This window comes from Pararhodobacter marinus (assembly GCF_003122215.1).
GTDB classification, from domain to species: Bacteria; Pseudomonadota; Alphaproteobacteria; order Rhodobacterales; family Rhodobacteraceae; genus Pararhodobacter; species Pararhodobacter marinus.
The window spans coordinates 26,376-48,425 of sequence record NZ_QEYD01000002.1; the positions used below are offsets into that span (position 1 = coordinate 26,376).

At 65.7% G+C, this 22,050-nt stretch carries 20 protein-coding genes and 1 tRNA gene; 14 read left to right on the forward strand and 7 right to left on the reverse strand.

What is annotated here, in order from left to right; genetic code table 11:
- Window position 1: 1 nt before the first annotated feature.
- From malQ to C4N9_RS02820, 7 genes are all read right to left on the reverse strand, one after another.
- On the reverse strand, window positions 2-1,837 hold the full coding sequence (gene malQ, locus C4N9_RS02790) for a 4-alpha-glucanotransferase (protein ID WP_109531788.1): 1,836 nt from the start codon (window positions 1,835-1,837) through the stop codon (window positions 2-4).
- A complete protein-coding gene (glgX, locus tag C4N9_RS02795) occupies window positions 1,837-3,915 on the reverse strand; it encodes a glycogen debranching protein GlgX (RefSeq protein ID WP_109531789.1) in 2,079 nt (692 codons plus the stop codon). Before glgX ends, malQ begins: the two co-directional genes overlap by 1 nt.
- Window positions 3,912-5,381 carry a glycogen synthase GlgA gene (gene glgA / locus C4N9_RS02800; RefSeq protein ID WP_109531790.1) on the reverse strand — a complete coding sequence of 490 codons (1,470 nt, stop codon included), beginning with the start codon at window positions 5,379-5,381 and terminating at the stop codon, window positions 3,912-3,914. Before glgA ends, glgX begins: the two co-directional genes overlap by 4 nt.
- Entirely contained in the window at window positions 5,378-6,643 is a 1,266-nt protein-coding gene (gene glgC / locus C4N9_RS02805; protein WP_109531791.1) for a glucose-1-phosphate adenylyltransferase, read from the reverse strand. The genes glgA and glgC overlap by 4 nt, the downstream gene beginning before the upstream one ends.
- Complete coding sequence (glgB, locus tag C4N9_RS02810) at window positions 6,640-8,829, reverse strand: 1,4-alpha-glucan branching protein GlgB (protein ID WP_109531792.1); 2,190 nt, start codon at window positions 8,827-8,829, stop codon at window positions 6,640-6,642. Before glgB ends, glgC begins: the two co-directional genes overlap by 4 nt.
- Window positions 8,830-8,918: 89 nt before the next feature.
- Complete coding sequence (locus tag C4N9_RS02815) at window positions 8,919-11,294, reverse strand: glycogen/starch/alpha-glucan phosphorylase (protein ID WP_109532182.1); 2,376 nt, start codon at window positions 11,292-11,294, stop codon at window positions 8,919-8,921.
- A 278-nt stretch (window positions 11,295-11,572) separates the two neighbouring features.
- The gene (locus tag C4N9_RS02820; RefSeq protein WP_109531793.1) at window positions 11,573-12,232 is read right to left on the reverse strand and encodes an alpha/beta hydrolase; all 660 of its coding nucleotides are present in this window, start codon (window positions 12,230-12,232) and stop codon (window positions 11,573-11,575) included.
- A gap of 203 nt (window positions 12,233-12,435) precedes the next feature.
- Between C4N9_RS02820 and iscR the strand changes: the two genes are divergently transcribed.
- From iscR to C4N9_RS02885, 14 genes are all read left to right on the forward strand, one after another.
- Window positions 12,436-12,900: a Fe-S cluster assembly transcriptional regulator IscR gene (gene iscR / locus C4N9_RS02825; protein WP_109531794.1), complete on the forward strand. Its 465-nt coding sequence runs from the start codon at window positions 12,436-12,438 to the stop codon at window positions 12,898-12,900.
- Between the two features lie 6 nt (window positions 12,901-12,906).
- A complete protein-coding gene (locus C4N9_RS02830) occupies window positions 12,907-13,989 on the forward strand; it encodes a cysteine desulfurase family protein (RefSeq protein WP_109531795.1) in 1,083 nt (360 codons plus the stop codon).
- Between the two features lie 3 nt (window positions 13,990-13,992).
- Window positions 13,993-15,519: a Fe-S cluster assembly protein SufB gene (sufB, locus tag C4N9_RS02835; RefSeq protein WP_109531796.1), complete on the forward strand. Its 1,527-nt coding sequence runs from the start codon at window positions 13,993-13,995 to the stop codon at window positions 15,517-15,519.
- Window positions 15,516-15,662: a hypothetical protein gene (locus tag C4N9_RS21775; RefSeq protein ID WP_168192102.1), complete on the forward strand. Its 147-nt coding sequence runs from the start codon at window positions 15,516-15,518 to the stop codon at window positions 15,660-15,662. Before sufB ends, C4N9_RS21775 begins: the two co-directional genes overlap by 4 nt.
- Window positions 15,663-15,665: 3 nt before the next feature.
- On the forward strand, window positions 15,666-15,869 hold the full coding sequence (locus tag C4N9_RS02840) for a hypothetical protein (protein WP_245902436.1): 204 nt from the start codon (window positions 15,666-15,668) through the stop codon (window positions 15,867-15,869).
- Window position 15,870: 1 nt separating this feature from the next.
- A complete protein-coding gene (locus C4N9_RS02845) occupies window positions 15,871-16,185 on the forward strand; it encodes a heavy metal-binding domain-containing protein (RefSeq protein ID WP_109531797.1) in 315 nt (104 codons plus the stop codon).
- 10 nt (window positions 16,186-16,195) lie between these two features.
- Window positions 16,196-16,393, forward strand: a complete 198-nt coding sequence (locus C4N9_RS02850) for a hypothetical protein (protein ID WP_109531798.1) — start codon at window positions 16,196-16,198, stop codon at window positions 16,391-16,393.
- Between the two features lie 70 nt (window positions 16,394-16,463).
- A complete protein-coding gene (locus tag C4N9_RS02855) occupies window positions 16,464-17,270 on the forward strand; it encodes an FkbM family methyltransferase (protein ID WP_109531799.1) in 807 nt (268 codons plus the stop codon).
- Window positions 17,271-17,283: 13 nt separating this feature from the next.
- Window positions 17,284-18,042, forward strand: a complete 759-nt coding sequence (sufC, locus tag C4N9_RS02860; protein WP_109531800.1) for a Fe-S cluster assembly ATPase SufC — start codon at window positions 17,284-17,286, stop codon at window positions 18,040-18,042.
- Window positions 18,039-19,352 carry a SufB/SufD family protein gene (locus C4N9_RS02865; RefSeq protein WP_109531801.1) on the forward strand — a complete coding sequence of 438 codons (1,314 nt, stop codon included), beginning with the start codon at window positions 18,039-18,041 and terminating at the stop codon, window positions 19,350-19,352. Before sufC ends, C4N9_RS02865 begins: the two co-directional genes overlap by 4 nt.
- Before the next feature lie 3 nt (window positions 19,353-19,355).
- Window positions 19,356-19,871: a YIP1 family protein gene (locus C4N9_RS02870; protein ID WP_109531802.1), complete on the forward strand. Its 516-nt coding sequence runs from the start codon at window positions 19,356-19,358 to the stop codon at window positions 19,869-19,871.
- The gene (locus C4N9_RS02875; RefSeq protein ID WP_109531803.1) at window positions 19,868-20,446 is read left to right on the forward strand and encodes a YIP1 family protein; all 579 of its coding nucleotides are present in this window, start codon (window positions 19,868-19,870) and stop codon (window positions 20,444-20,446) included. Before C4N9_RS02870 ends, C4N9_RS02875 begins: the two co-directional genes overlap by 4 nt.
- A complete protein-coding gene (locus C4N9_RS02880; protein WP_109531804.1) occupies window positions 20,439-21,659 on the forward strand; it encodes a cysteine desulfurase in 1,221 nt (406 codons plus the stop codon). Before C4N9_RS02875 ends, C4N9_RS02880 begins: the two co-directional genes overlap by 8 nt.
- A gap of 306 nt (window positions 21,660-21,965) precedes the next feature.
- Window positions 21,966-22,042 (forward strand) — tRNA-Arg (locus C4N9_RS02885).
- The last annotated feature ends 8 nt before the right edge of the window (window positions 22,043-22,050 follow it).

Below are 22,050 nucleotides of genomic sequence, written 5' to 3' on the forward strand. Positions count from 1 at the left end.
CTCAGGGTATCCTTCCAGCCTCGGCCATGATGGCGCTGGTGTGCTCAAGCGATGGGGCGGAAATGAGGCCCGACAGCGGCAACGGAAGCCGTCGGCACCAGTTGGGGTGCTCGAAGACCGTGCCGGGCAGGTTGGCCTGCTCGACGGCGCCGGCCAGATCCTCGCCCTGAATGGCGACGAGGGCGCTGGCGCTCCGTGCGAGATGGCGGTGAAGGGCGGCCATGTCCGAGCCGCCGGTGAGGGCGTCGAAGGCCGCGACATCCTCGGCCCGCGCCTGACGCGCGGCGGCCTCGTCGGGGACTTCGCCCAGCTGGGCGCGCCAGTCGATGTCGCGCCCCTTGCGCCAGCCTTCCCATGTGGGCAGGTCATGCGTGCCCCAGCTCGCGAGCGCGGTGGGCGTATAGGCTTCGGGCGGCAGGAAGGCGCGGGTGCCGTTCCAGTCGCGCTCGAACATCGCGACCCGGCAGCCCATCACCCCCGCCGCGTCGAGCGCGGCGCGCAGGCCGTCGGGGATCGTGCCCAGATCCTCGCCGATGACCGGCGCATCGGCGCGCTGGGCCTCGATCCTGAGCACCGCGAGCAGTTCGTCGCGGGGCATGGTGACATAGAGGCCGGGCAGGCCGTCGGGCAGCCAGAAACTGCGCTCAAGCCCCAGAATATGGTCGATGCGCAGAAGGCCGCAATATCTGAGCTGTGCGCGCAGGGTCTGGGCGAAGGCCGCGTAACCCGTGGCGCGCAACACGTCGGGACGCAGCGGGGCAAGGCCCCAGCGCTGGCCGGAAGGCCCCAGCAGATCGGGCGGCGCGCCAAGGCTCACGCCCTGCGCGAACGAGCCGCGCTCGGCCCAGGTTTCGGCCCCGTGGGGATGGGTGCCGACGGCGATGTCCAGATACAGGCCAAAGGGCATCCCCGCCATCTTCGCGCGGTGCTGGCTGTCCGAAAGCTGGGTTTCGGCCATCCACTGCGCCCAGGCATGGAAGCGCAGGCGCTGTCCATTCTCGCGGGCAAAGGCGCGGACCGCCGGGTTCGCGGGATCCTGCACGGCGTCGGGCCAGGCGTGCCAATAGGCGCCGTGGACCTCGCTCAGCGCCTGATGGATCGTGAATTCTTCCAGCGCGGCGCCGCCCGCCATGCACCATGCGTCAAAAGCCTCGCTCCCTTCGAACGCGGCAAAGGCGGCTTCGAGCGCGGCGCGCTGGGCGGGTATTGTGCGCGCGTAATCGATCAGCGCGCCGGTTTCGGGCAACGGGCGTCCGGTGTCGATATGAAGAATGTTCAGCCGCCGGCGATGCGACGGCGCGTAGGGCGAGAAATTCGTCGCATCCTCGGGGAAGCCCGCATGGATCGGGTTGATGCCCAGAAAGGCCGCGCCCCTGGCCGCCAGCCCCTCGGCCAGAAGGCCCAGCTGCGGATAGCTGCCCATGCCCGATTGCGCCTCTTCCCAGCAGGCGAAAAGCGGCAGGGTCGCGCCCCAGCGGCGGGGCGGCAGGGGCAGGCGCGGCGGGGCGGCCAGCAGGTGCACCAGCCAGCCGTTATGGGTGATCCGGTGATAGCCCAGCGGCAGCGGCGGCAGAGGGCCTTCGCCGTCGAGCGTCGCGCCGTCCTCGGTCTGCAGCCGCCACGGGCCGGGGCCCCAATCGACCGAGACGCCCGCCGGGATCGCGCGCGAGGTGGCCCGTTGCAGCGCCTCCGGCAGCGCTGCCTCGGGATTGCCATGGCCAAGTGCCGCCAGCACCGCCTCGCGGCTGGCCTCGGGCGCTTCCTGCATCCGGCCCGCGCCGTCGCGATAGACCCAGACCAGCCCGGCCTCGCGGCAAAGATCGTCCAGCGCCGACATCACGCGTCTACCAGAACCAGCGCCGAGACCGAATGCGCGGGCACCACCAGCTTGCCGAAAGCGATCCGCTCGGGCGGGGCGCCGGGGGACACGGTGTTGATGCGCCGCGACCAGACCTTGCCATCGGGGGCCGGCGTGAGCGTGACCTCGATCTCATCGCCCGCGTTGAAGGCCAGAAACAGCGCGTCCTCCAGATCGGAATAGGCGGGCGTGCCCGAGGCGGTTCGCAGCTCGACGCAGACGAAGCCCAGCGCGGGATCCTCCCAGTCTTCGGGCGTCATGCGGCGGCCGTCGGGGTGCCACCACAGCACATCCGCCTTGCCGTCCGAACTGCGTGCCTTGGAATGCAGAAACAGCCGCTGGCGCAGGATCGGGTGGTTCTTTCGAAACGCGATGAGCCGCTTGGTGAAGGCCAGCATGTCGCTGTCGGCGTTCTCCCAGTCCAGCCACGAAATCTCGCTGTCCTGACAATAGGCGTTGTTGTTGCCCTGCTGCGTATGGCCGATCTCGTCCCCCGCAAGGATCATCGGTGTGCCCTGGCTCAGCAGCAGCGTGGCCAGCAGGTTGCGCCGCCTGAGCGCACGGGCCTCGACGATGGCGGGATCGTCCGAGGGCCCCTCGACACCCATGTTATCCGAGAAATTCTCGGAATGGCCGTCGCGATTGTCCTCGCCGTTGGCGGTGTTGTCCTTGTGGTTGTAGCTGACCAGGTCCATCAGGTTGAACCCGTCATGCGCGGTCAGGAAGTTGATCGAACTGGTCGCGCCGCGCCCGGAATGGTCGAACTGGATGGCCGAGCCAGTGATCCGCGCCGCAAGCTCGGGCGCGGGGCGATCGTCGCGCCGCCAGAACCGGCGCACACCGTCGCGGAACTTGTCGTTCCATTCGTGGAACGGATGCGGAAAGGCGCCCAGCTGATAGCCGCCCGGCCCGATATCCCAGGGCTCGGCAATCAGCTTCACGCGGTTCAGGACCGGGTCCTGCCGGATCGCGGCGAAGAAGGCGGAATTGGGCTGAAACCCCGCATCGTCGCGCGCCAGCGTCGAGGCAAGATCGAAGCGGAAGCCGTCGACATGCATGACCTCGACCCAGTAGCGCAGGCTGTCCATCACCATCCGCAGCACCATGGGATGGTCCATGTTGACCGTGTTGCCGCAGCCGGTGTCGTTGATGTAGTGGCGCGGATCGGGGGCGAGGCGGTAATAGCTCTTGTTGTCGATGCCCCGGAAGGACAGCGTCGGGCCCAGCTCGGACCCTTCGCAGGTATGGTTGTAGACGACGTCCAGGATCACCTCGATCCCCGCCGCGTGCAGCCGGGCGACCATGTGCTGGAACTCGTTGATCTGCCCATGCGCCAGATAGCGCGGATCGGGCGCGAAGAAGCCCAGCGTCTGGTAGCCCCAGTAATTGGTGAGCTTCTTTTCCACCAGCCAGCGATCGTTGAGAAATGCCTGAACCGGCAACAACTCGATCGCGGTGATGCCCAGATCGACCAGATGGTCGATCACCCGGTCCGAGGCCACGCCCAGAAAGGTGCCCGGATTGTTGCCGCCGAGACGCTGGGTCAGGCCCTTCACATGCGCCTCGTAGATCACGCTGTCGCTCGACGGCGTGACGGGCGGGCGGTCGTTGCCCCAGAAAAAGCTGGGGTCTTCGACCACGCATTTGGGCATGAACCGGGCGGAATCGCGGGTGGAAAAGGTCAGATCCTGCGTTTTCGACCCGGTATTGTAGCCAAACAGCGCATCCGACCAGCGCACATGGCCGGTCAGCCGCTTGGCATAGGGGTCGAGCAGCAGCTTGTTGGCGTTGAAGCGGTGGCCTTCCTCGGGCTTGTAGGGGCCATGCACGCGGTAGCCGTATTGCTGGCCCGGAAACAGGCCCGGGACACGGCCATGCCAGACATAACCCGTGCGCTCGGGCAGGCGCAGGCGGTGCGTCTCGCGCTGACCGTCCGGGGCGAAGAGACACAGATCGACCGCGGTCGCATGTTCCGAGAACAGCGCGAAATTCACGCCGTCGCCGTCGAAGGTCGCGCCGATACGGTCGTGGCGACCGCGTTCGATGGTCAGGGTCATGCCTGCGGATTCCTCTGATCGGCAAGGCGGGCATAGAGCGCGGCGTAGAGCGGCGCGCTGGCTTCCCACCCGACCGGGTGCTTCATGGCATTGCGCTGGATCTTGCGGAAGGTCTCGGGCTGGGCATGCAGCGCGCACAGATGCCTCAGCGCATGGGCCAGCGCCGGGATCGAGCCGGGCGCGTGCAGGATGCCGGTGGCGCAGCAAGCGGCCAGCGCGGCGGCATTGGCGTCGATCACCGTATCGGCCAGCCCGCCGGTGCGCGCGACGACCGGCACCGCGCCATAGCGCAGCCCGTACATCTGCGTCAGACCGCAGGGTTCGAACCGCGACGGCACCAGCACCGCGTCGGCGCCCGCATACATCCGGTGCGAGAGCGATTCATCGTAGCCGATCCGCACCGCAACCTTGCCCGGATGGCGCGCGGCGGTCTGCAGCCAGTCATGCTCCATCCGCCGGTCGCCCGAGCCCAGAAGCGCCAGTTGCCCCCCCGCGGCCAGATAGTCGGGCAGGGCGCCCAGAAGCAGGTCCAGCCCCTTCTGGTCCGACAGGCGAGAGACGACGACCGAAAGCGGTCCACTGGCCTCGTCCAGCCCGAACTCGGCCCTGAGGATACGGGTATTGGCGACTTTCGTGGCGGGCGTCTTGAACGGCGCGATCATCGGATCGCGCGCGGGATCCCAGGTGTCGGTATCGATCCCGTTCAGGATACCGCACAGATCCGCCGCGCGTTTGCGGATCACGCCTTCCAGCCCCATGCCGAACGCCTCGGTCGTCAGTTCCTGCGCGTAGCTGGGGCTGACCGTGTTGATCGCGCTGGCGCCGGTCAGCCCGGCTTTCAGCGCCGAGACATGACCGTAATACTCAAACCCGTCGACGGTGAAGCGCTCGGACGACAAATCGAGCGCGGGCAACCGTTCGGGGCCGGTCAGGCCGTGAAACGCGATGTTGTGGATCGTCAGCACGCTGGGTTGCGGCGCGTTCAGCTGTGCCAGGTAGACGGGCGTCAGCCCCGCCTGCCAGTCATGCAGGTGGATCACCTCGGGGCACCAGCCGTCCAGGCCGTCGCGGGCGATGAGCGCGGCCGCTTTCGACAGCGCGGCGAAGCGCAGGTCGTTGTCGCGCCAGTCATTGCCATCGGCATCGAGATAGGGCGAGCCCTCGCGGTCGAAGAGCGCCGGAATGTCCAGCACCAGCAGGTCGAGCCCCGCCACCTGCGCCGCCAGGATCCGCGCGGGATGGCCCAGCAGGTCAGGGATCTTCAGCGCGACCTTCGGCCGGTCAAGCGCGGTCATCACCTTGCGATAGCCCGGCAGTAGCGTGCGGATCGCCCAGCCCTGGCGCGCCATGACATGGGGCAGGGCGCCGACCACATCGGCCAGCCCGCCGGTCTTGACCAGCGGCGCGCATTCCGAGGCAACGGCAAGGACCGGGCGCGGGCCCTCGCAGCGGGCGCTTTGCGTCATCGCTGCCCCGCGCGCCGGTCAAGCATCGTCTGGGTGATCAGCGTCACGCCACCGGGCGTCACGCGGAACCATTTCGCGTCCTCCTCGGGGTCTTCGCCGACGATCAGCCCTTCGGGGATCGTCACGCCCCGGTCGATCACCACTTTGCTCAGCCGCGCATGGCGGCCGATATTCACATAGGGCAGGACCACCGCCTCGGTCAGCGTGCTCCAGGAATTGGAATGGACGCCGGTGAACAAGAGCGAATTGCGCACCTCGGTCCCCGAGATGATCGAGCCGCCCGACACCAGTGAGGACAGCGCAAGCCCGCGGCGGCTTTCCTCGTTATGGATGAACTTCGCGGGCGGGACGGTTTCGGAATAGGTCCAGATCGGCCAGTCGCGGTTCCACAGGTCCAGATCGGGGTCGAAATCCGTCAGGTCGATATTGGCCTTCCAGAAAGCGTCGATCGTGCCAACGTCGCGCCAATAGGACGGGGCCTCGGGGCTGTGACGCACGCAGCTATCTTCGAAGCGATGGGCGACGGCCTTGCCGTTGCGCACCACGTTGGGAATGATGTTGCCGCCGAAATCGTGCTGCGAACTTTCATCCGCCGCGTCGTCCATGAGCAACTGGCGCAGGAACTTCCAGCGGAAGACATAGATCCCCATCGACACAAGCGCGCGGTCGGGATCGCCGGGCAGCGCGGGCGGGTCCTTGGGCTTTTCCACGAAATCGGTGATCCGGCCCGACGCGTCGATGGCCATCACGCCAAAGGCCGTGGCTTCGGGGCGAGCGACGGTCAGGCAGCCCACGGTCACGTCGGCGCCGCTCTCGACATGCTCGCGGATCATCACCTCGTAATCCATCTTGTAGATGTGGTCGCCGGCCAGGATGACGACGTAATCGATGTCGTAGCTGTCGACGATGTCGATGTTCTGATAGACGGCGTCGGCGGTGCCTTCGTACCAGTGGTTTTCATCGACCCGTTGTGAGGCAGGCAGGATGTCGAGATATTCGTTGCGCTCGGCACGGAAGAAGTTCCAGCCGCGCTGGCAATGGCGGATCAGCGAATGCGCCTTGTATTGCGTGGCGATGGCCATCTTGCGGATGCCGGAATTCAGCGCGTTCGACAGGGCGAAATCGATGATCCGCGTCTTGCCGCCGAAATAGACGGCGGGCTTGGCGCGGTTGTCGGTCAGTTCGTGAAGTCTCGATCCGCGTCCCCCGGCCAGGATGAAGGCCATCGAGCGCGCGGACAGGCGTTGCGTCGCCGGTGTCATGGATTCTCCTCCGGTATCAGATACAGCACCGACAGGGGCGGCAGCACCAGTGTCGCGCTGTGGGGTTGGCCGCTGCGGGGCGGACCATCGGCGGTCACGCGTCCCAGATTGCCATGGTTTCCTCCTCCATAGCGGGCGGCATCGGTATTCAGCGCCTCACGCCACGCGCCTGCCTGCGGCAGGCCCAGCGTCCAGTTGCGCTCGACGGGGGTGAAGTTGCACACGACGACCACGGGCGGCGTGCCTTCATGGCCCAGTCGCAGCCAGGAAAACACCGATTCCGCCGCCGCGTCGCGGTCGATCCACCGGAAGGCCTCGGCATCGGCATCGCGCTGATAGAGCGCGGGCGTGCCCCGGTAGAGCGTGTTGAGATCGCGCACCAGGGTCTGCAGCCCGGCATGGCCCGGCACGTCCAGGACGCCCCAATCCAGCGCGTGATCGTGGTTCCATTCATGCCCCTGAGCGAATTCGCAGCCCATGAACAACAGCTTCTTGCCCGGATGGCCCCACATGAAGCCGTAATAGGCGCGCAGATTGGCCAGCTTGGCGGCATGGTCGCCCGGCATCTTCTGCAGCATCGAGCCCTTGCCATGCACGACCTCGTCATGGCTGATCGGCAGCACGTAATTCTCGCTGAACGCGTAGACGAGACCGAAGGTCATCAGCTCATGGTGGTGGCGGCGGTGGATCGGGTCCTTCTCGATGTAGCGCAGGGTGTCGTTCATCCACCCCATGTTCCACTTGAACCCGAAACCCAGCCCGCCGTGATGCACGGGCACCGTCACTCCGGGCCAGGCGGTGCTTTCTTCGGCCACGGTCATGGCACCCGCCGGGCCTTCGCCGTAAGCCAGCGTGTTCATCTCGCGCAGGAAGTCGATCGCTTCGTAATTCTCGCGCCCGCCATCCCGGTTGGGGATCCAGGCATCATGCGCACGGGAATAATCGCGGTACAGCATCGAGGCCACGGCATCGACCCGGAGCCCGTCGAGATGGAACTCGCGCAGCCAGTAGACGGCGTTGGCGGACAGGAAATTGCGCACCTCGGTGCGGCCGTAATTGTAGATATGGGTGTTCCAGTCGGGGTGGAACCCTTCGCGCGGATCGGCATGTTCATAAAGCGCCGAGCCATCGAAATAGGCCAGCCCATGCGCATCGTTGGGGAAATGCGCGGGCACCCAGTCCATCAGAACGCCCAGACCCTTGTCATGCGCGGCCTCGACCAGCGCGCGGAAATCGTCGGCGCTGCCGAAGCGGCTGGTCGCGGCATAAAGGCCGGTGGGCTGATAGCCCCACGACCCGCCGAACGGGTATTCGGCCAGCGGCATGAATTCTATGTGGGTGAAACCCATGTCATGGGCGTAGTCGACCAACTCCTCGGCCGCCTCGCGGTAACTCAGCGCGCGCCCGTCGCGGTGACGCCACGAGGCAAGGTTGACCTCGTAGATCGAGATCGGCGCTTCGCGGCTATTGGCCTGCGCGCGGGTCTGCATCCATCTCTCGTCGCCCCAGTCGCGTGTCCGGGCCGGGGGGATGCGCGAGGCGGTGGCGGGCGGGCATTCGGTCGCGCGGGCGAGGGGGTCGGCCTTGAGGAAAGGCGCGCCGTCTTGCGGGCGGATCTGGTATTTATACGCCTCGCCGGGTTGCAGGCCGGGCAGGAAAATCTCGTAGATGCCGTGGCCCCGGTGGCGCATCGGCGCGCGGCGTCCGTCCCAACCGTTGAAGGCGCCGACCACGGAAACCCCGCGCGCAGCCGGGGCCCAGACGGCGAAATGCACGCCCTCGACACCCTCATGCGTGATCGGGTGTGCGCCAAGCGCCTCCCACAACCGCCGATGCGTGCCTTCGCCGATCAGATGCAGGTCCAGATCGCCCAGCACCGGGCCAAAGCGAAAGGGGTCCTCGTACTCCCATGACCGTTCCCCGTCCGAGGCGCGAAGACGGTAAGTCCGCCGCCGGCCAAGGTCGCCGCAGAACACGCCGTTGCCCTTGGGCTGAAGTGTGATCACACCAGTCGGCGTGACCGCTTCCATGCTTCTGGCATAGGAATCGAACGCGACCAGAACGCCCGGCCTGCCGCGATGGCGGGGGCCGAAAACGTCGAAAGGATCGCGGACAACACCTTCCGAAATCGCGGAAATATCCGCGTCTGAGATGTCTCGCGATGTATTGGATTTCGCCCGGGCCATGCGGAATTTGTCGCGCAGGTCCGGGCGAAAGGCAATGGATTTATTGGCTTTTGGGGAACGATCCGTCTCTCGATTGAAAACGAGGCAGATCAGATCATCGGCGCCACTTTCCAGATATCGGCCATGTATCCCTTGATCGTCCGGTCCGAGCTGAACCAGCCGGTGCGGGCGGTGTTGAGGGCCGCGATCCGGGTCCAGTCGTCACGCTGGAACCAGGCCCGATCGACGCGGCGCTGGGCGTCCCAGTAGCTGTCGAAATCGGCGCAGACGGTGAAGTAATCATGCGTCCGCAGGTTCTGCGTCACGCCGCGATACATCGCCTTGTCCCCGTGCGAGAAGGCGCCGCTTTCGATCATCTCGATAGCCGCCTTCAGCCGTTTGCTCTGCGCGATGGCGCGCGCGGCATGGTCGGGCGTCTTGCGGCACTCGACCACCTCGTCGGCGGTCATGCCGAACAGGAAGAAATTCTCGGCCCCCACCAGGTCGCGGATTTCCACGTTGGCGCCGTCAAGCGTGCCGATGGTCAGCGCGCCGTTCAGGCTGAATTTCATGTTCCCGGTGCCCGAGGCTTCCTTGCCCGCCGTCGAGATCTGTTCCGACAGGTCCGAGGCCGGGATCAGCCGTTCGGCCATCGTCACGTTGTAGTTGGGCGGATAGACCACGGTCAGCAACTCGCGCGTCGTCTTGTCGGCATTGATGATGCGGGCGACGTTGTTGATCAGGTGGATGATCTCTTTCGCCATGACATAACCCGGCGCGGCCTTGCCACCGAAGATCTTCACCCGCGGCGCCCATCCGGCATCGGGATTGGCACGGATCTCCTGCCACAGGGCGATGGTTTCAAGGATGTTCAGATGCTGCCGCTTGTATTCGTGGAAGCGCTTGATCTGCACGTCGAACATCGCGTCGGGATTGACCGGGATGCCCATCTCGGTCCCGATCCAGTTGGCCAGCGCGACCTTGTTCTCGGCCTTGATCGCGGCGAAACGGTCGCGGAACCCCTGATCGCCGATCGCGGGTTCCAGCTCGACCAGACGCTCGAGATGGTCTTCCCAGCCTTCGCCGATGGTCTCGGTGATCAGGCCGGCAAGGCCCGGATTGGCGCCCTTCACCCAGCGGCGCGGCGTCACGCCGTTGGTTTCGTTGACGATACGGTCGGGATGCAGCGCGTGCAGTTCGGCAAAGACGGTGTCCTTGACCAGCTCGGTATGCAGCGCCGAGACGCCGTTCACCTTGTTGGCCATGATGAAGGACAATTCGCCCATCTTCACTTCGCCATTCTCGACGATCGAGACCGTGCGCGAGGGATATTGCCGGGCATGGCCCGCATCGATGCGCTCGATGATCTGCATATGGCGCGGCAGGACCTGCGCCATCAGCGTTTCGGGCCAGCGTTCCAGCGCTTCGGGCATCAGCGTGTGGTTGGTATAGCCAAGACAGGCGCGGGCGGTTTCGACGGCTTTGTCGAACTCCATCCCCCGCTCGTCATGCAACAGGCGCACCAGTTCCGGGCCGGCGATGGCCGGGTGGGTGTCGTTCATCTGGATCGCCACGCGCGAGGACAAGGCGGAAAGATCGCTGTGCTCGGACGCGAAACGGCGCAGGATGTCGCGCAGGCTGGCGGCGGTGAAGAAGAATTCCTGCTTCAGCCGCAATTCCTTGCCCTGCGCGGTGGTGTCGTCGGGGTACAGCACGCGGCTGATCGTGCGCGCCAGCGCCTCGGGCGCGGCGGCGCCGGTGAAATCGCCCTTGTTGAAGGCGTTGAGGTCGAAGGCGCGCAGGGGCTCGGCCCCCCACAGCCGCAGCGTATTGGCCCATTTGCCCTGCCAGCCGACGATCGGCGTGTCATAGGCTTTCGCCATCACCGCGGATTCGGGCGTCCACACGGCCGAGCGGCCGCTTTCGGCCACGGTGCCGCCAAAGCCGATGCGGAACGCGGCTTCAGGGCGTTCGAATTCCCAGCCATGCGACTGGCGCAGCCAATCCTCGGCGGTTTCGATCTGGCGACCGTCGGGGCCGAAGCTCTGGCGGAACAGGCCGTGCTCGTAGCGGATGCCGTAGCCATAGGCGGGGCAGCCCAGCGTCGACATGGAATCGAGGAAACAGGCGGCCAGCCGCCCCAGCCCGCCATTGCCGAGCGCGGCGTCGGGTTCGTCATTGAGAACCGCTTCGAAATCGAAGCCCAGACCCAGCACCGCCTCGCGCGCCGACTCGGTCAGGCCCACATTCATGATCGCGTCTTCCAGAAGCCGCCCGATCAGGAATTCCATCGACAGGTAATAGACGCGCTTCGACTGCGCGGCATAGGTGGCGCGGGTGGCGCGGAACCAGGGCTCGATCACCTTGTCGCGGATCGCCAGCGTCAGTGCCATGCGCATGTCGTACAGGCTGGCATGGGCCAGGTCCTTGCCTTGCGAGTATTCGAGGTGCTTGAGGATCGCATCGCGCAGTTCGGTGGCGCTCATCGGCAACGTGTCCTTGCTGATCTTGGTGGGATTCCAGCCACTCAGGCTGCTCGTCCCCTTGTCGAAGGTCATGGATCGGTTCGTACGCATTCCCTGCTCCTGTTCGGCACATCGTTACAATGGCCCCGGCACGGAAGGGGCCTTGAAATCCGGTATTCCGCCGGAACAGGGCCAAAAGCGGGCAGGTCTGCAGTCGTTTGGCGACAAAAGAAGGGTTTTTTGCAGCGGCAGCATCGCGGGCGCGTTCTCGGGGGCGCCGCGATGCTGCGGGTGCAGTGTCAGCGCGTGACCTCGGAGAGGCGGCGGGTGACGTAGGTTTTCACGGTGTCGAGCATCGGGTTCATGTGCTGCTCTTCGTCGCGGAAGAAGTGATCCGCGCCTTCGATCTGCTCATGCGTGATGGTGATGCCCTTCTGCTCGTGCAGCTTGTTGACCAGCGTGGTCACGTCCTTGGGCGGCGCGATGCGGTCGGCGGTGCCGTTGATGATCAGCCCCGAGGCCGGGCAGGGCGCAAGGAAACTGAAATCATACAGATTCGCGGGCGGCGCCACCGACACGAAGCCGGTGATGTCGGGCCGGCGCATCAGCAATTGCATGCCGATCCAGGCACCGAAGCTGAACCCGCAGACCCAGCAATGGCGCGAGTTCTGGTTTTGCGATTGGAGGTAGTCGAGCGCTGCCGCGGCATCCGAAAGCTCGCCCACGCCCTGGTCGTATTCACCCTGGCTGCGGCCCACGCCCCGGAAGTTGAAGCGCAGCACCGAGAAGCCCATCGAATGAAAGGCATAATGCAGGTTGTAGACAACCTTGTTGTTCATCGTGCCGCCGAACTGCGGGTGCGGGTGCAGCACGATGGCAACGGGGGCGTCGCGGTTGGGTTGCGGGTGGTAGCGTCCTTCGAGACGGCCATCTGGACCGGCAAAAATCACTTCGGGCATAAAGGACCTTCTGCTGCCTTGGGTGTTCCGGGCGTCGCGGGCTTTGTTGACAAAAGCGCTCGGCCATTCTAGAACGGTTCTAACTTCTGCCCAAGCGCGGGCGAAGCCGGTTCAGGCGGGATAGCAGTTAAGCAAGGCCACGTCATCCGTCAATTACTTTGCGTCCGCGACTTGCCGTGGCGGCACAAGAGAGGGTTCGTGCCATGAAGCTTTCCACCAAGGGTCGTTACGCCACCGTGGCCATGGTCGATCTGGCCATCCTGCAAAGGCGGTCGGAGGCGCGGCATGTCTCGCTGGCCGAGATCGCGCGCCGTCAGGATGTGAGCCAGGCCTATCTGGAGCAGCTTTTCGTCAAGCTTCGCCGCGCGGGGCTGGTCGAATCGGTGCGCGGGCCTGGCGGCGGCTACCGGCTGGCGCTGGCCCCCGAGGATATCCGCGTGGCCGACATTCTCGAAGCGGTCGAAGAATCGGTCTCGGCGCTGCAATCGGGGGCCGGGGCCTCGGGTGGGGTGTCGGGCAGCCAGGCGCAGTCGATGACCAACCGGCTGTGGGAAGGGCTGTCGGCCCATGTCTATGTCTTCCTTCATCAGACCACGCTGGCCGATGTCGCGGGCAACGGGCTGCGGCCCTGTCCGGCGGTGCCCAGCCTGTTCCAGGTCACGGCCTGATCGCCGATGGCTGAGCGTCTGTATCTCGACTGGAACGCGAGCGCGCCCCTGAGGCCCGAGGCGCGCGCGGCGATGATCGCGGCCATGGATGTGGTGGGCAATGCCAGCTCGATCCATGCCGAGGGACGCGCCGTGCGCGGCCTGATCGAACGCGCCCGCGCGCAAGTGTCGCAGGCCCTGGGCGCCGACGGAGCGGATCTGGTGTTCACCTCGGGCGCGACCGAGGCGGCGGCGCTGGCGCATGCCGGGCGCGGCCTGCATTGCGCGGGGATCGAACATGACGCGGTCGCCGCATGGTGCGATGTCGATCTGCCGGTGGATCGCGACGGGGTCGTGCAGGTGGCCGACCCGGCATTGAGCAGCCTGCAGCTGGCCAATTCCGAAACCGGGATCGTGCAGGATCTGCCGCAGGGGCTGGCCGTCAGCGACCTGACGCAGGCTTTCGGCAAGTTGCCCTTCGCCTTCAACTGGCTGGGCTGCGACATGGGGCTGGTTTCGGCGCACAAGCTGGGCGGCCCCAAGGGGATCGGCGCGCTGGCGCTGCGGCAGGGGCTTGACGTGACGGCGACGATCCGGGGCGGCGGGCAGGAGATGGGCCGCCGCGCGGGCACCGAGAATGTCATCGGGATCGCCGGCTTCGGCGCCGCCGCCGAGGCCGCCGCGCGCGATCTCGAACGCGGGGTCTGGGAGGCGGTGGCCGAAACCCGAAATCTTCTGGAACAGGCTCTGGAAGCCGAATGTCCAGGGATTATCTTGGTGTCAAACGGCAAGCCCCGGCTGCCCAACACGCTGAGCCTGATCGCGCCGGGGTGGAAGGGTGAAACCCAGGTCATGGCCATGGATCTTCAGGGTTTCGCGGTTTCGGCCGGCTCTGCCTGTTCGTCAGGCAAGGTCACGGCCAGCCGCGTCCTGACGGCCATGGGCTATTCCGAGGCCGAGGCGGGATCGGCGCTGCGGCTGTCGATCGGGCCCGGACTTGGCACAGAGAACGCGCTGCGGTTCGCCGCGGCTTATGGCAAAGCCTGGAAACGGGCGGGCCAACGCATGAAACAGGCGGGCGCAGACCTGCCGCGACAAACGGGAAACTGACTTATGGCGGCTTTGGACACTTCCACAGAGGTCCGCGACGGCGTGGACCGCGAGACGGTCGAGACCGTCCAGTCGATGGCTGGCAAGTACAAGCACGGCTGGGAAACCGAAATCGAGATGGAGTTCGCCCCCAAGGGGCTGAACGAAGACATCGTGCGTCTGATCTCGGAAAAGAACGACGAGCCGGAATGGATGCTGGAATGGCGTCTGGGCGCCTTCCGCCGCTGGCTGCAGAAGGAAGAGCCCGACTGGGCGATGCTCGACATTCCGATGATCGACTATCAGGACCAGTATTACTACGCCAAGCCCAAGAGCATGGCGGAAAAGCCCAAATCGCTGGACGAGGTCGATCCCAAGCTTTTGGCCACCTATGAGAAACTGGGCATTCCCCTGAAGGAACAAATGGTTCTGGCCGGGATCGAGGATCCGGACGGCGAGATCGCGCCCGAGCGCAAGGTCGCCGTGGACGCGGTCTTCGATTCCGTCAGCGTCGGCACGACCTTCAAGGACGAGCTGAAAAAGGCGGGCGTGATCTTCTGCTCGATCTCGGAAGCGATCCGCGAACATCCCGAGCTGGTGAAGAAATATCTGGGCTCGGTCGTGCCGGTGACCGACAATTACTTTGCCACGCTCAACAGCGCGGTCTTCTCGGACGGCTCGTTCGTCTATGTCCCGCCGGGCGTCAAATGCCCGATGGAGCTGTCGACCTATTTCCGCATCAATGCCGAGAATACGGGTCAGTTCGAGCGCACGCTCATTATTGCCGATAAAGGTGCATATGTGAGTTACCTTGAAGGCTGCACCGCGCCCAAGCGCGATACCGCGCAGCTGCACGCGGCGGTGGTCGAGATCGTCGTTCTGGAGGATGCCGAGGTGAAATACTCGACTGTCCAGAACTGGTATCCGGGCGACGAGGACGGCAAGGGCGGGATCTACAACTTCGTCACCAAGCGCGCCGATTGCCGCGAGGACCGGGCCAAGGTGATGTGGACGCAGGTCGAAACCGGCTCGGCGATCACGTGGAAATACCCGTCCTGCGTGCTGCGCGGCGACGATACGTCGGGCGAGTTCTACTCGATCGCGATCACCAACAATTACCAGCAGGCCGATACCGGCACGAAGATGGTGCATCTGGGCAAGAATTCGCGCTCGCGCATCGTGTCCAAGGGGATCTCGGCGGGCCACGCGCAGAACACCTATCGCGGCCTTGTGTCGATGCATCCCCGCGCCACCGACAGCCGCAACTACACGCAATGCGACAGCTTGCTGATCGGCGATCAATGCGGCGCGCATACCGTGCCCTATATCGAGGTGAAGAACGCTTCGAGCCGCGTCGAGCACGAGGCGACCACGTCCAAGGTCGATGACGACCAGCTGTTCTATTGCCGCCAGCGCGGCATGGACGAAGAGGAAGCGGTCGCCCTGGTGGTGAACGGCTTCTGCCGCGAAGTGCTGCAGGCCCTCCCGATGGAATTCGCGATGGAAGCGCAAGCGCTCGTCGCGATCTCGCTGGAAGGGTCGGTCGGGTGAGCTTTGACCGGGTCGAACAGACGGGTAGCCGGGCGGTTGCGCAGGCCCGGCACGATGCCGGGCGGCAACTGCTGGTGTCTTTCGTCACGCTTCTGGGCGTGACGATCGGCACCGCTTTGCTCTTCGCCTCCGTCGGGGGCTGAGCGATGGCGCTGCTGCAATACCTCGTCCTCAAATCCGCGGGCGTCGGGATCGGCGTGTTCGTGGGCACGATGATCGGCCTTGGCCTGCGCCGCTCGAAGGGCAAGACCGAGGGGCTTCTGGCCGGCTCGGTGCCGCTGACCGCGCTGGCGGCGGGATTGTTGGCGATGGCCGTGATGATGTTGATCACCTATATGGGGATGCGCTGAGATGATCGTGACCACCACACCCAATGTCGAAGGCCGCCCGATCCGGGCCTATCACGGCATCGTCGTGGGCGAGGCCATCGTCGGCGCCAATGTCGTGCGCGATTTCTTCGCGCGGGTCACCGATGTGATCGGCGGGCGCTCGGGCGCCTACGAATCCAAGCTGCAGGATGCCCGCGAGATCGCGCTTCAGGAAATGCAGGATCGGGCCGCGAGGCTGGGCGGCAACGCGGTGGTCGGCGTCGACCTGGATTACGAAGTGGTGGGCGATTCGATGCTGATGGTTTCGGCGTCGGGCACGGCTGTCACTCTGGGGTAAGGAACAGGCGATGAACCTCAAATGGTGGCTTTCGACGGCCGAACCGCGCTCGCGCTACGTGCTTCTGGTGGCGATCGGCGTGGTGCTGATGATGACGCTGACCTATTCCATCTGGTATCCGGGCGGGCGCGGCATGGCGGCCTTTGCCGCGATCTGCGCGGTGATCCTGTCGCATGTCTCGGCCAAGCTGGTGATGCGGAGCCGATGACCATGACCGTCCCGATGTTCAGCCTTGCCCTTGTGCCGGCCCGCTTCGCGCGGGGCGGGAGGGTCTGCGCGTGACATCGTGGTTCGACCATACCGCCGAGCGCCCGCGCGCGCAGCCGATGGCCGGGCGTCTGGCGGCGTGGCGGGCGGGGGCGCCGTTGTCCCTGCCGCCGATGGAGACGGTGCATGCGACCGTGCGCGGCCGGCCCGTCGTGTTCTGCCTGACGATGCAGGACGACCCGATCCAGGGCGCCCATCGCAAGGGCCGGTTTTACGAAGGCGCGGACCTGACGCGGGTGATCGGGCACGTGGCCCCCGGCGGCACGGTGCTGGATATCGGCGCGAATGTGGGCAATCACACGCTCTTTTTCGCCATGTTCACCGGCGCCGCCCGCGTGATCCCGGTCGAGCCGAATCCGCTGGCGCTGGAGCCTCTGGTGGGCAACGTGCTGGCCAACCGGCTGCAGGGGCTGGTCGACCTGTCGTATCTGGGCTTCGGCCTGGGGGCCGAGGACAGCGCCGGCTGGGGCATGAAAGAGCATGACCGCAATCTGGGCGCCACGAAGATGTTCGCCGGCAAGGGCGATCTGATCGTGCGCCGGGGCGACGGGGTCTTTCCCGACCTGCGGCCCGATCTGGTCAAGATCGATGTCGAGGGGATGGAAATGGAGGTTCTGGCCGGGCTGGAGGCGCTGATCGCACGGGCCCGTCCGGTGATCATGATCGAGGTCCGCGAGGATCGCGACGACGACTTCATGCATTGGGCAGGCACGCGGGATTACCGTGTCGATCTGCTCAGTGCCGAAACGAAACACACCAATTACCTGCTGCAGCCGGGCGGCGCGACGGTGCGTCCCGTCCCTGTGCGCGAAGAATGAGAAAGAGGATACGATGCTGGAAATCAACAACCTGCACGTCAAGCTGGAAGACGAAGACAAGCAGATCCTGAAGGGTCTGAGCCTGACGGTCGAGCCCGGCTCGGTTCACGCGATCATGGGGCCGAACGGCTCGGGCAAGTCGACGCTCAGCTACGTTCTGTCGGGCCGCGACGGTTACGAAGTGACCGACGGCACCGCCACGCTCGATGGCGAGGATCTGCTCGATGCCGAGCCCGAAGAGCGCGCCGCGCGCGGCCTGTTCCTGGCCTTCCAGTACCCGGTCGAGATCCCGGGCGTGGGCAACATGACCTTCCTGCGCACCGCGCTCAACGCGCAGCGCAAGGCGCGCGGCGAAGCCGAGATCAGCTCGGGCGATTTCCTCAAGCTGGTGCGTGCCAAGGCCAAGGATCTGAAGATCGACGCCGAGATGCTGAAGCGCCCGGTCAATGTGGGCTTCTCGGGCGGTGAGAAAAAGCGCAACGAGATCCTGCAGATGGCGATGCTGGAACCCAAGATGTGCATTCTGGACGAAACGGATTCGGGTCTGGACGTGGACGCGATGAAGCTGGTCTCGGACGGCGTGAACGCGCTGCGTGCGCCGGATCGGGCGTTTCTGGTCATCACCCACTACCAGCGCCTTCTGGACCATATCAAACCCGACGTCGTGCACATCATGGCCGCCGGGCGGATCGTCAAGTCGGGCGGCCCGGAACTGGCGCTCGAGGTCGAGAAGAACGGCTATGCCGACATCCTCGCCGAGGTGCAGGCATGACCACCGCCGCTGCCAAATCCCCCCGCGCGGCCCGGCGCGAGGCGCGACAGGCCTCGACCGCGGCCTATCTGGAGACGCTGACGCTGCCAGAGGGCCCGGCATGGCTGACGGGTCTGCGCAAGGACGCGATGTCCCGCGTGGCCGAGCTGACGCTGCCCGACCGGCGCGACGAGTACTGGGGCTACACCAATCCCGAGCGGCTGATCGCCCAGGAGGTCCGCGCGGCCGAGGTGTTCCGGATCACCGACGAGCCGCCCATGTATCAGGGCATCGACCGGCTGAAGCTGGTCTTCACCGATGGCGTGTTCGATGCCGAAGCCTCTGATTCGCTGGAAGGCGAGGGGCTCGAGATCACGCGGCTGGCCGAAGCGGGCGATATCCACTGGGCCAAGGATCTCTACGGCGCGCTGGAAGCCAAGGGGCAGAAGCCCGTCGCGCGCCCGCTGGCCGCGCTCAATACCGCGCAGGCCCGTGACGGCGTGCTGATCCGCGTGACCGGCAAGGTCTCGCGCCCGGTCTCGCTGGCTTATTACCGCAAGTCCGAATCCGCCACCGCGGTGCTGCATCACGTGGTGAAGCTGGAAGCGGGCGCCGAACTGACGCTTCTGGAAAACGGGCCGGTCGCGGCGCGGTCGTCCATGTGTCTGGAAGCCGAGATCGGCGACGGGGCCGTGCTGCACCATGTGCGCACCATGGGCCGCGACCACGAACGCAAGGGCGTGACCAACCTGTTCGCCCGCGTGGGCAAGGGCGGGTTGTTCAAATCCTTCTCGCTGTCGATGAATGGCCGGCTCATGCGCAACGAGGCCATGGTCTGGCTGACGGGCGAGGGCGGTTCGGCCCATCTGGCGGGCGCGGCGATGGGGGACGGCACGTTCCACCACGACGACACCGTCTTCATCGCCCATGAGGCGCCGGGCTGCGAAAGCCGTCAGGTCTACAAGAAGGTGCTGCGCGACGGCGCGGTGGGCGTGTTCCAGGGCAAGATCCTGGTCGAGCAGGCCGCGCAGCTGACCGACGGCTACCAGCTGAGCCAGTCTCTGCTTATGGACGAGAATTGCCAGTTCCTCGCCAAGCCCGAGCTCGAGATCTACGCCGACAACGTGAAATGCTCGCACGGCTCGACCTCGGGCGAGATCAGCCCGGACCACATGTTCTACCTGCGCTCGCGCGGGGTGTCCGAGGAAGAGGCGAAGCTGCTTCTGGTGCTGGCCTTCCTGGCCGAGACGCTGGATGAAATCTCGAACGACCATATCGCCGAGGACATGCGCCTGCGTCTGCGCCGCTGGCTCGAGAAGCATTCGCACTGAGCCATGGCGCTGACCACCGACATCCTTGCCAGCTATCGCCGTCCGCGCACCGTGTTGCGGCGGCAGGCGGGCCGTCCGGGCGAGGCGCGCCGCGAGGCGCGCATTCTCGTCTACCTGATCATCGGCTGCGCGCTGATCTTCGTCGCGCAATGGCCCCGGCTGGCGCGCGAGGCGCATCTCGACGACACGATCCCGCTTGAAGCGCTGATGGCGGGCGCGCTGTTCGCCTGGGTCTTCGTGGCGCCGCTGGTGTTCTACGCGCTGGCGGGGCTGCTGGCGCTGATGCTGCGGTTGACCGGCCCGGTCGATACCTTTGCCGTGCGGCTGGCGGTGTTCTGGGCGGTGCTGGTGGCCAGCCCGCTGATGCTGCTGCAGGGGCTGGCGGCGGGGATGATCGGTCCCGGCCCGCAGGCGGCGCTGGCCTTCGTGCCGGCGGCGCTGGCCTTCTTTGCCAATCTCATCGCCGGGCTGCGCGTTTCGCTTGAAGGCCGCGCCCCCGCGCCCTACGAGGGGTCATGACCGCGCCCGCCACTTATCCCGCGATGCTGATCCTGTCCCTGACCGACCCGGTCGAGGGCGGCCGGCAATTGCTGACGCGCAGCCCGCAAATGTCCACCCGCTGGATGCTGCTGCTTGCCGCCGTGCTGGTTTCGGTGGTGATGCTCTACACATTGCCGGTCCTGACCGGCGAGACCGAGCTGATGCCGTCCCCCTTTGCCTTCGCGCTGACGCAGGGGGTGATGAACGTCATCGTCATCGCCGCGATCACGCTGGTGGGGCAGGGCTTTGGCGGCAAGGGGCGTTTTGCCGATGTCCTCTGGCTGGTCGGCTGGCTGCAGATCCTCACCGCCGGGCTGCTTCTGGTGCAGATCGTCACGCTCTTGTTCCTGCCCGTTCTCAACATTCCCGTCGGCGTGGCCTCGGTCGCGGCGACGATCTGGATCCTTGTCGGCTATATCTGCGCGGTGCATGGCTTTTCCTCGCGCATCGCGGTGCTGATGGGCGGGATGATGACCTTCGTCATCCTCAGCTTCGTGCTGTCGATGATCCTTCTGCTGTTCGGATTCGCACCCCCGGAGGTAAGCAATGTTTGACGTCGATACGGTGCGGCGCGATTTCCCGATCCTGTCGCGCAAGGTCAACGACCGGCCGCTGGTCTACCTGGACAGCGGCGCCTCGGCCCAGAAGCCGCAAGTGGTGATCGACGCGATCACGCAGGCCTATTCTCAGGAATACGCCAATGTCCATCGCGGCCTGCATTTCCTGTCGAACCTCGCCACCGACAAGTACGAAGCCGTGCGCGGGGTCGTGCAGCGCTTCCTCAACGCCGCGCATGAGGACGAGATCCTCTATACCTCGGGCACGACCGAGGGGATCAACCTCGTCTCCTATGGCTGGGCCGCGCCGCGCCTGCAGGCGGGTGACGAGATCGTGCTCTCGGTCATGGAGCATCACGCCAATATCGTGCCCTGGCATTTCCTGCGCGAGCGGCAGGGCGTGAAGCTGGTCTGGGTCGAGCCCGAGGCCGACGGCTCGCTCGATCCCCAGCGCGTGCTTGACGCCCTCACGCCGCGCACGAAGCTGGTCGCGGTGACGCATATGTCCAACGTGCTGGGCACGGTCGTCGATATCAGGACGATCGCCGCCGGATGCCGCGAACGCGGGGTCCCGGTCCTGGCCGATGGCAGCCAGGCCGCGGTGCACATGCCGGTCGACGTGCAGGATCTGGGCGTCGATTTCTACGCGATCACTGGCCACAAGCTTTATGGTCCCTCGGGATCCGGCGCGATCTATATCCGCCGCGAGCGTCAGGCCGAGATGCGCCCCTTCATCGGTGGCGGCGACATGATCCGCGAAGTCACCCGCGACGCGGTGACCTATAACGATCCGCCGCACAAATTCGAGGCCGGTACCCCCGGCATCGTGCAGCAGATCGGCATGGGCGTGGCGATCGAGTACATGACCGGGCTGGGGATGGAGGCCATCGCCGCCCATGAGCGCGATCTGTGCGCCTATGCCCACGAGCGCCTGTCGGGGCTGAACTGGCTCAACATCCAGGGGAACGCGCCGGGCAAGGGCGGGATCTTCAGCTTCACCATGAGCAACGGCGCCCATGCGCATGACATCTCGACCGTGCTGGACAAGAAGGGCATCGCCGTGCGCGCAGGCCAGCATTGCACCGGTCCGCTGATGGAGCATCTGGGCATCAATGCGTCCTGTCGCGCGTCCTTCGCGCTCTATAACACCCGCGCCGAGGTCGACGCGCTGGTCGAGGGGCTGGAGTTCTGTCACGAGCTCTTTGCCTGACCCCGGCCGGCCCCTGACGGCGCGCGCGGGGGGACGGCGGGGCCGTCTCACCAAACCCCGCCCGAAGCGAAAAACACCGATTGCAGCCCCCGGACCTTTCCCCTATACGAGGGCTGCGCTGCACCCATAGCTCAGCTGGATAGAGCGCTGCCCTCCGAAGGCTGATGTCAAGGGGATGCCGTGATGAATAGGACTAAGAAAGATACGTGATACCAAACTCTTGCCGAGCAGATCGTTTTTCGATTTAAAGGCTGGAGAAGTCGCGTAAGCACTGCGTAAGCAGTCAGGGCCTGACGGTTCTACTGCGCACCCATAGCTCAGCTGGATAGAGCGTCGCCCTCCGAAGGCGAAGGCCTCAGGTTCGAATCCTGATGGGTGCGCCATTAACCTC

Bases quoted from the DNA above. Each gene is read 5' to 3' on its own strand.
- malQ (WP_109531788.1), bottom strand. From the start codon at position 1,837: ATGTCGGCGCTGGACGATCTTTGCCGCGAGGCCGGGCTGGTCTGGGTC.
- glgX (WP_109531789.1), bottom strand. From the start codon at position 3,915: ATGACCCTGACCATCGAACGCGGTCGCCACGACCGTATCGGCGCGACC.
- glgA (WP_109531790.1), bottom strand. From the start codon at position 5,381: ATGACGCAAAGCGCCCGCTGCGAGGGCCCGCGCCCGGTCCTTGCCGTT.
- glgC (WP_109531791.1), bottom strand. From the start codon at position 6,643: ATGACACCGGCGACGCAACGCCTGTCCGCGCGCTCGATGGCCTTCATC.
- glgB (WP_109531792.1), bottom strand. From the start codon at position 8,829: ATGGCCCGGGCGAAATCCAATACATCGCGAGACATCTCAGACGCGGAT.
- C4N9_RS02815 (WP_109532182.1), bottom strand. From the start codon at position 11,294: ATGAGCGCCACCGAACTGCGCGATGCGATCCTCAAGCACCTCGAATAC.
- C4N9_RS02820 (WP_109531793.1), bottom strand. From the start codon at position 12,232: ATGCCCGAAGTGATTTTTGCCGGTCCAGATGGCCGTCTCGAAGGACGC.
- iscR (WP_109531794.1), top strand. From the start codon at position 12,436: ATGAAGCTTTCCACCAAGGGTCGTTACGCCACCGTGGCCATGGTCGAT.
- C4N9_RS02830 (WP_109531795.1), top strand. From the start codon at position 12,907: ATGGCTGAGCGTCTGTATCTCGACTGGAACGCGAGCGCGCCCCTGAGG.
- sufB (WP_109531796.1), top strand. From the start codon at position 13,993: ATGGCGGCTTTGGACACTTCCACAGAGGTCCGCGACGGCGTGGACCGC.
- C4N9_RS02840 (WP_245902436.1), top strand. From the start codon at position 15,666: ATGGCGCTGCTGCAATACCTCGTCCTCAAATCCGCGGGCGTCGGGATC.
- C4N9_RS02845 (WP_109531797.1), top strand. From the start codon at position 15,871: ATGATCGTGACCACCACACCCAATGTCGAAGGCCGCCCGATCCGGGCC.
- C4N9_RS02850 (WP_109531798.1), top strand. From the start codon at position 16,196: ATGAACCTCAAATGGTGGCTTTCGACGGCCGAACCGCGCTCGCGCTAC.
- sufC (WP_109531800.1), top strand. From the start codon at position 17,284: ATGCTGGAAATCAACAACCTGCACGTCAAGCTGGAAGACGAAGACAAG.
- C4N9_RS02865 (WP_109531801.1), top strand. From the start codon at position 18,039: ATGACCACCGCCGCTGCCAAATCCCCCCGCGCGGCCCGGCGCGAGGCG.
- C4N9_RS02870 (WP_109531802.1), top strand. From the start codon at position 19,356: ATGGCGCTGACCACCGACATCCTTGCCAGCTATCGCCGTCCGCGCACC.
- C4N9_RS02875 (WP_109531803.1), top strand. From the start codon at position 19,868: ATGACCGCGCCCGCCACTTATCCCGCGATGCTGATCCTGTCCCTGACC.
- C4N9_RS02880 (WP_109531804.1), top strand. From the start codon at position 20,439: ATGTTTGACGTCGATACGGTGCGGCGCGATTTCCCGATCCTGTCGCGC.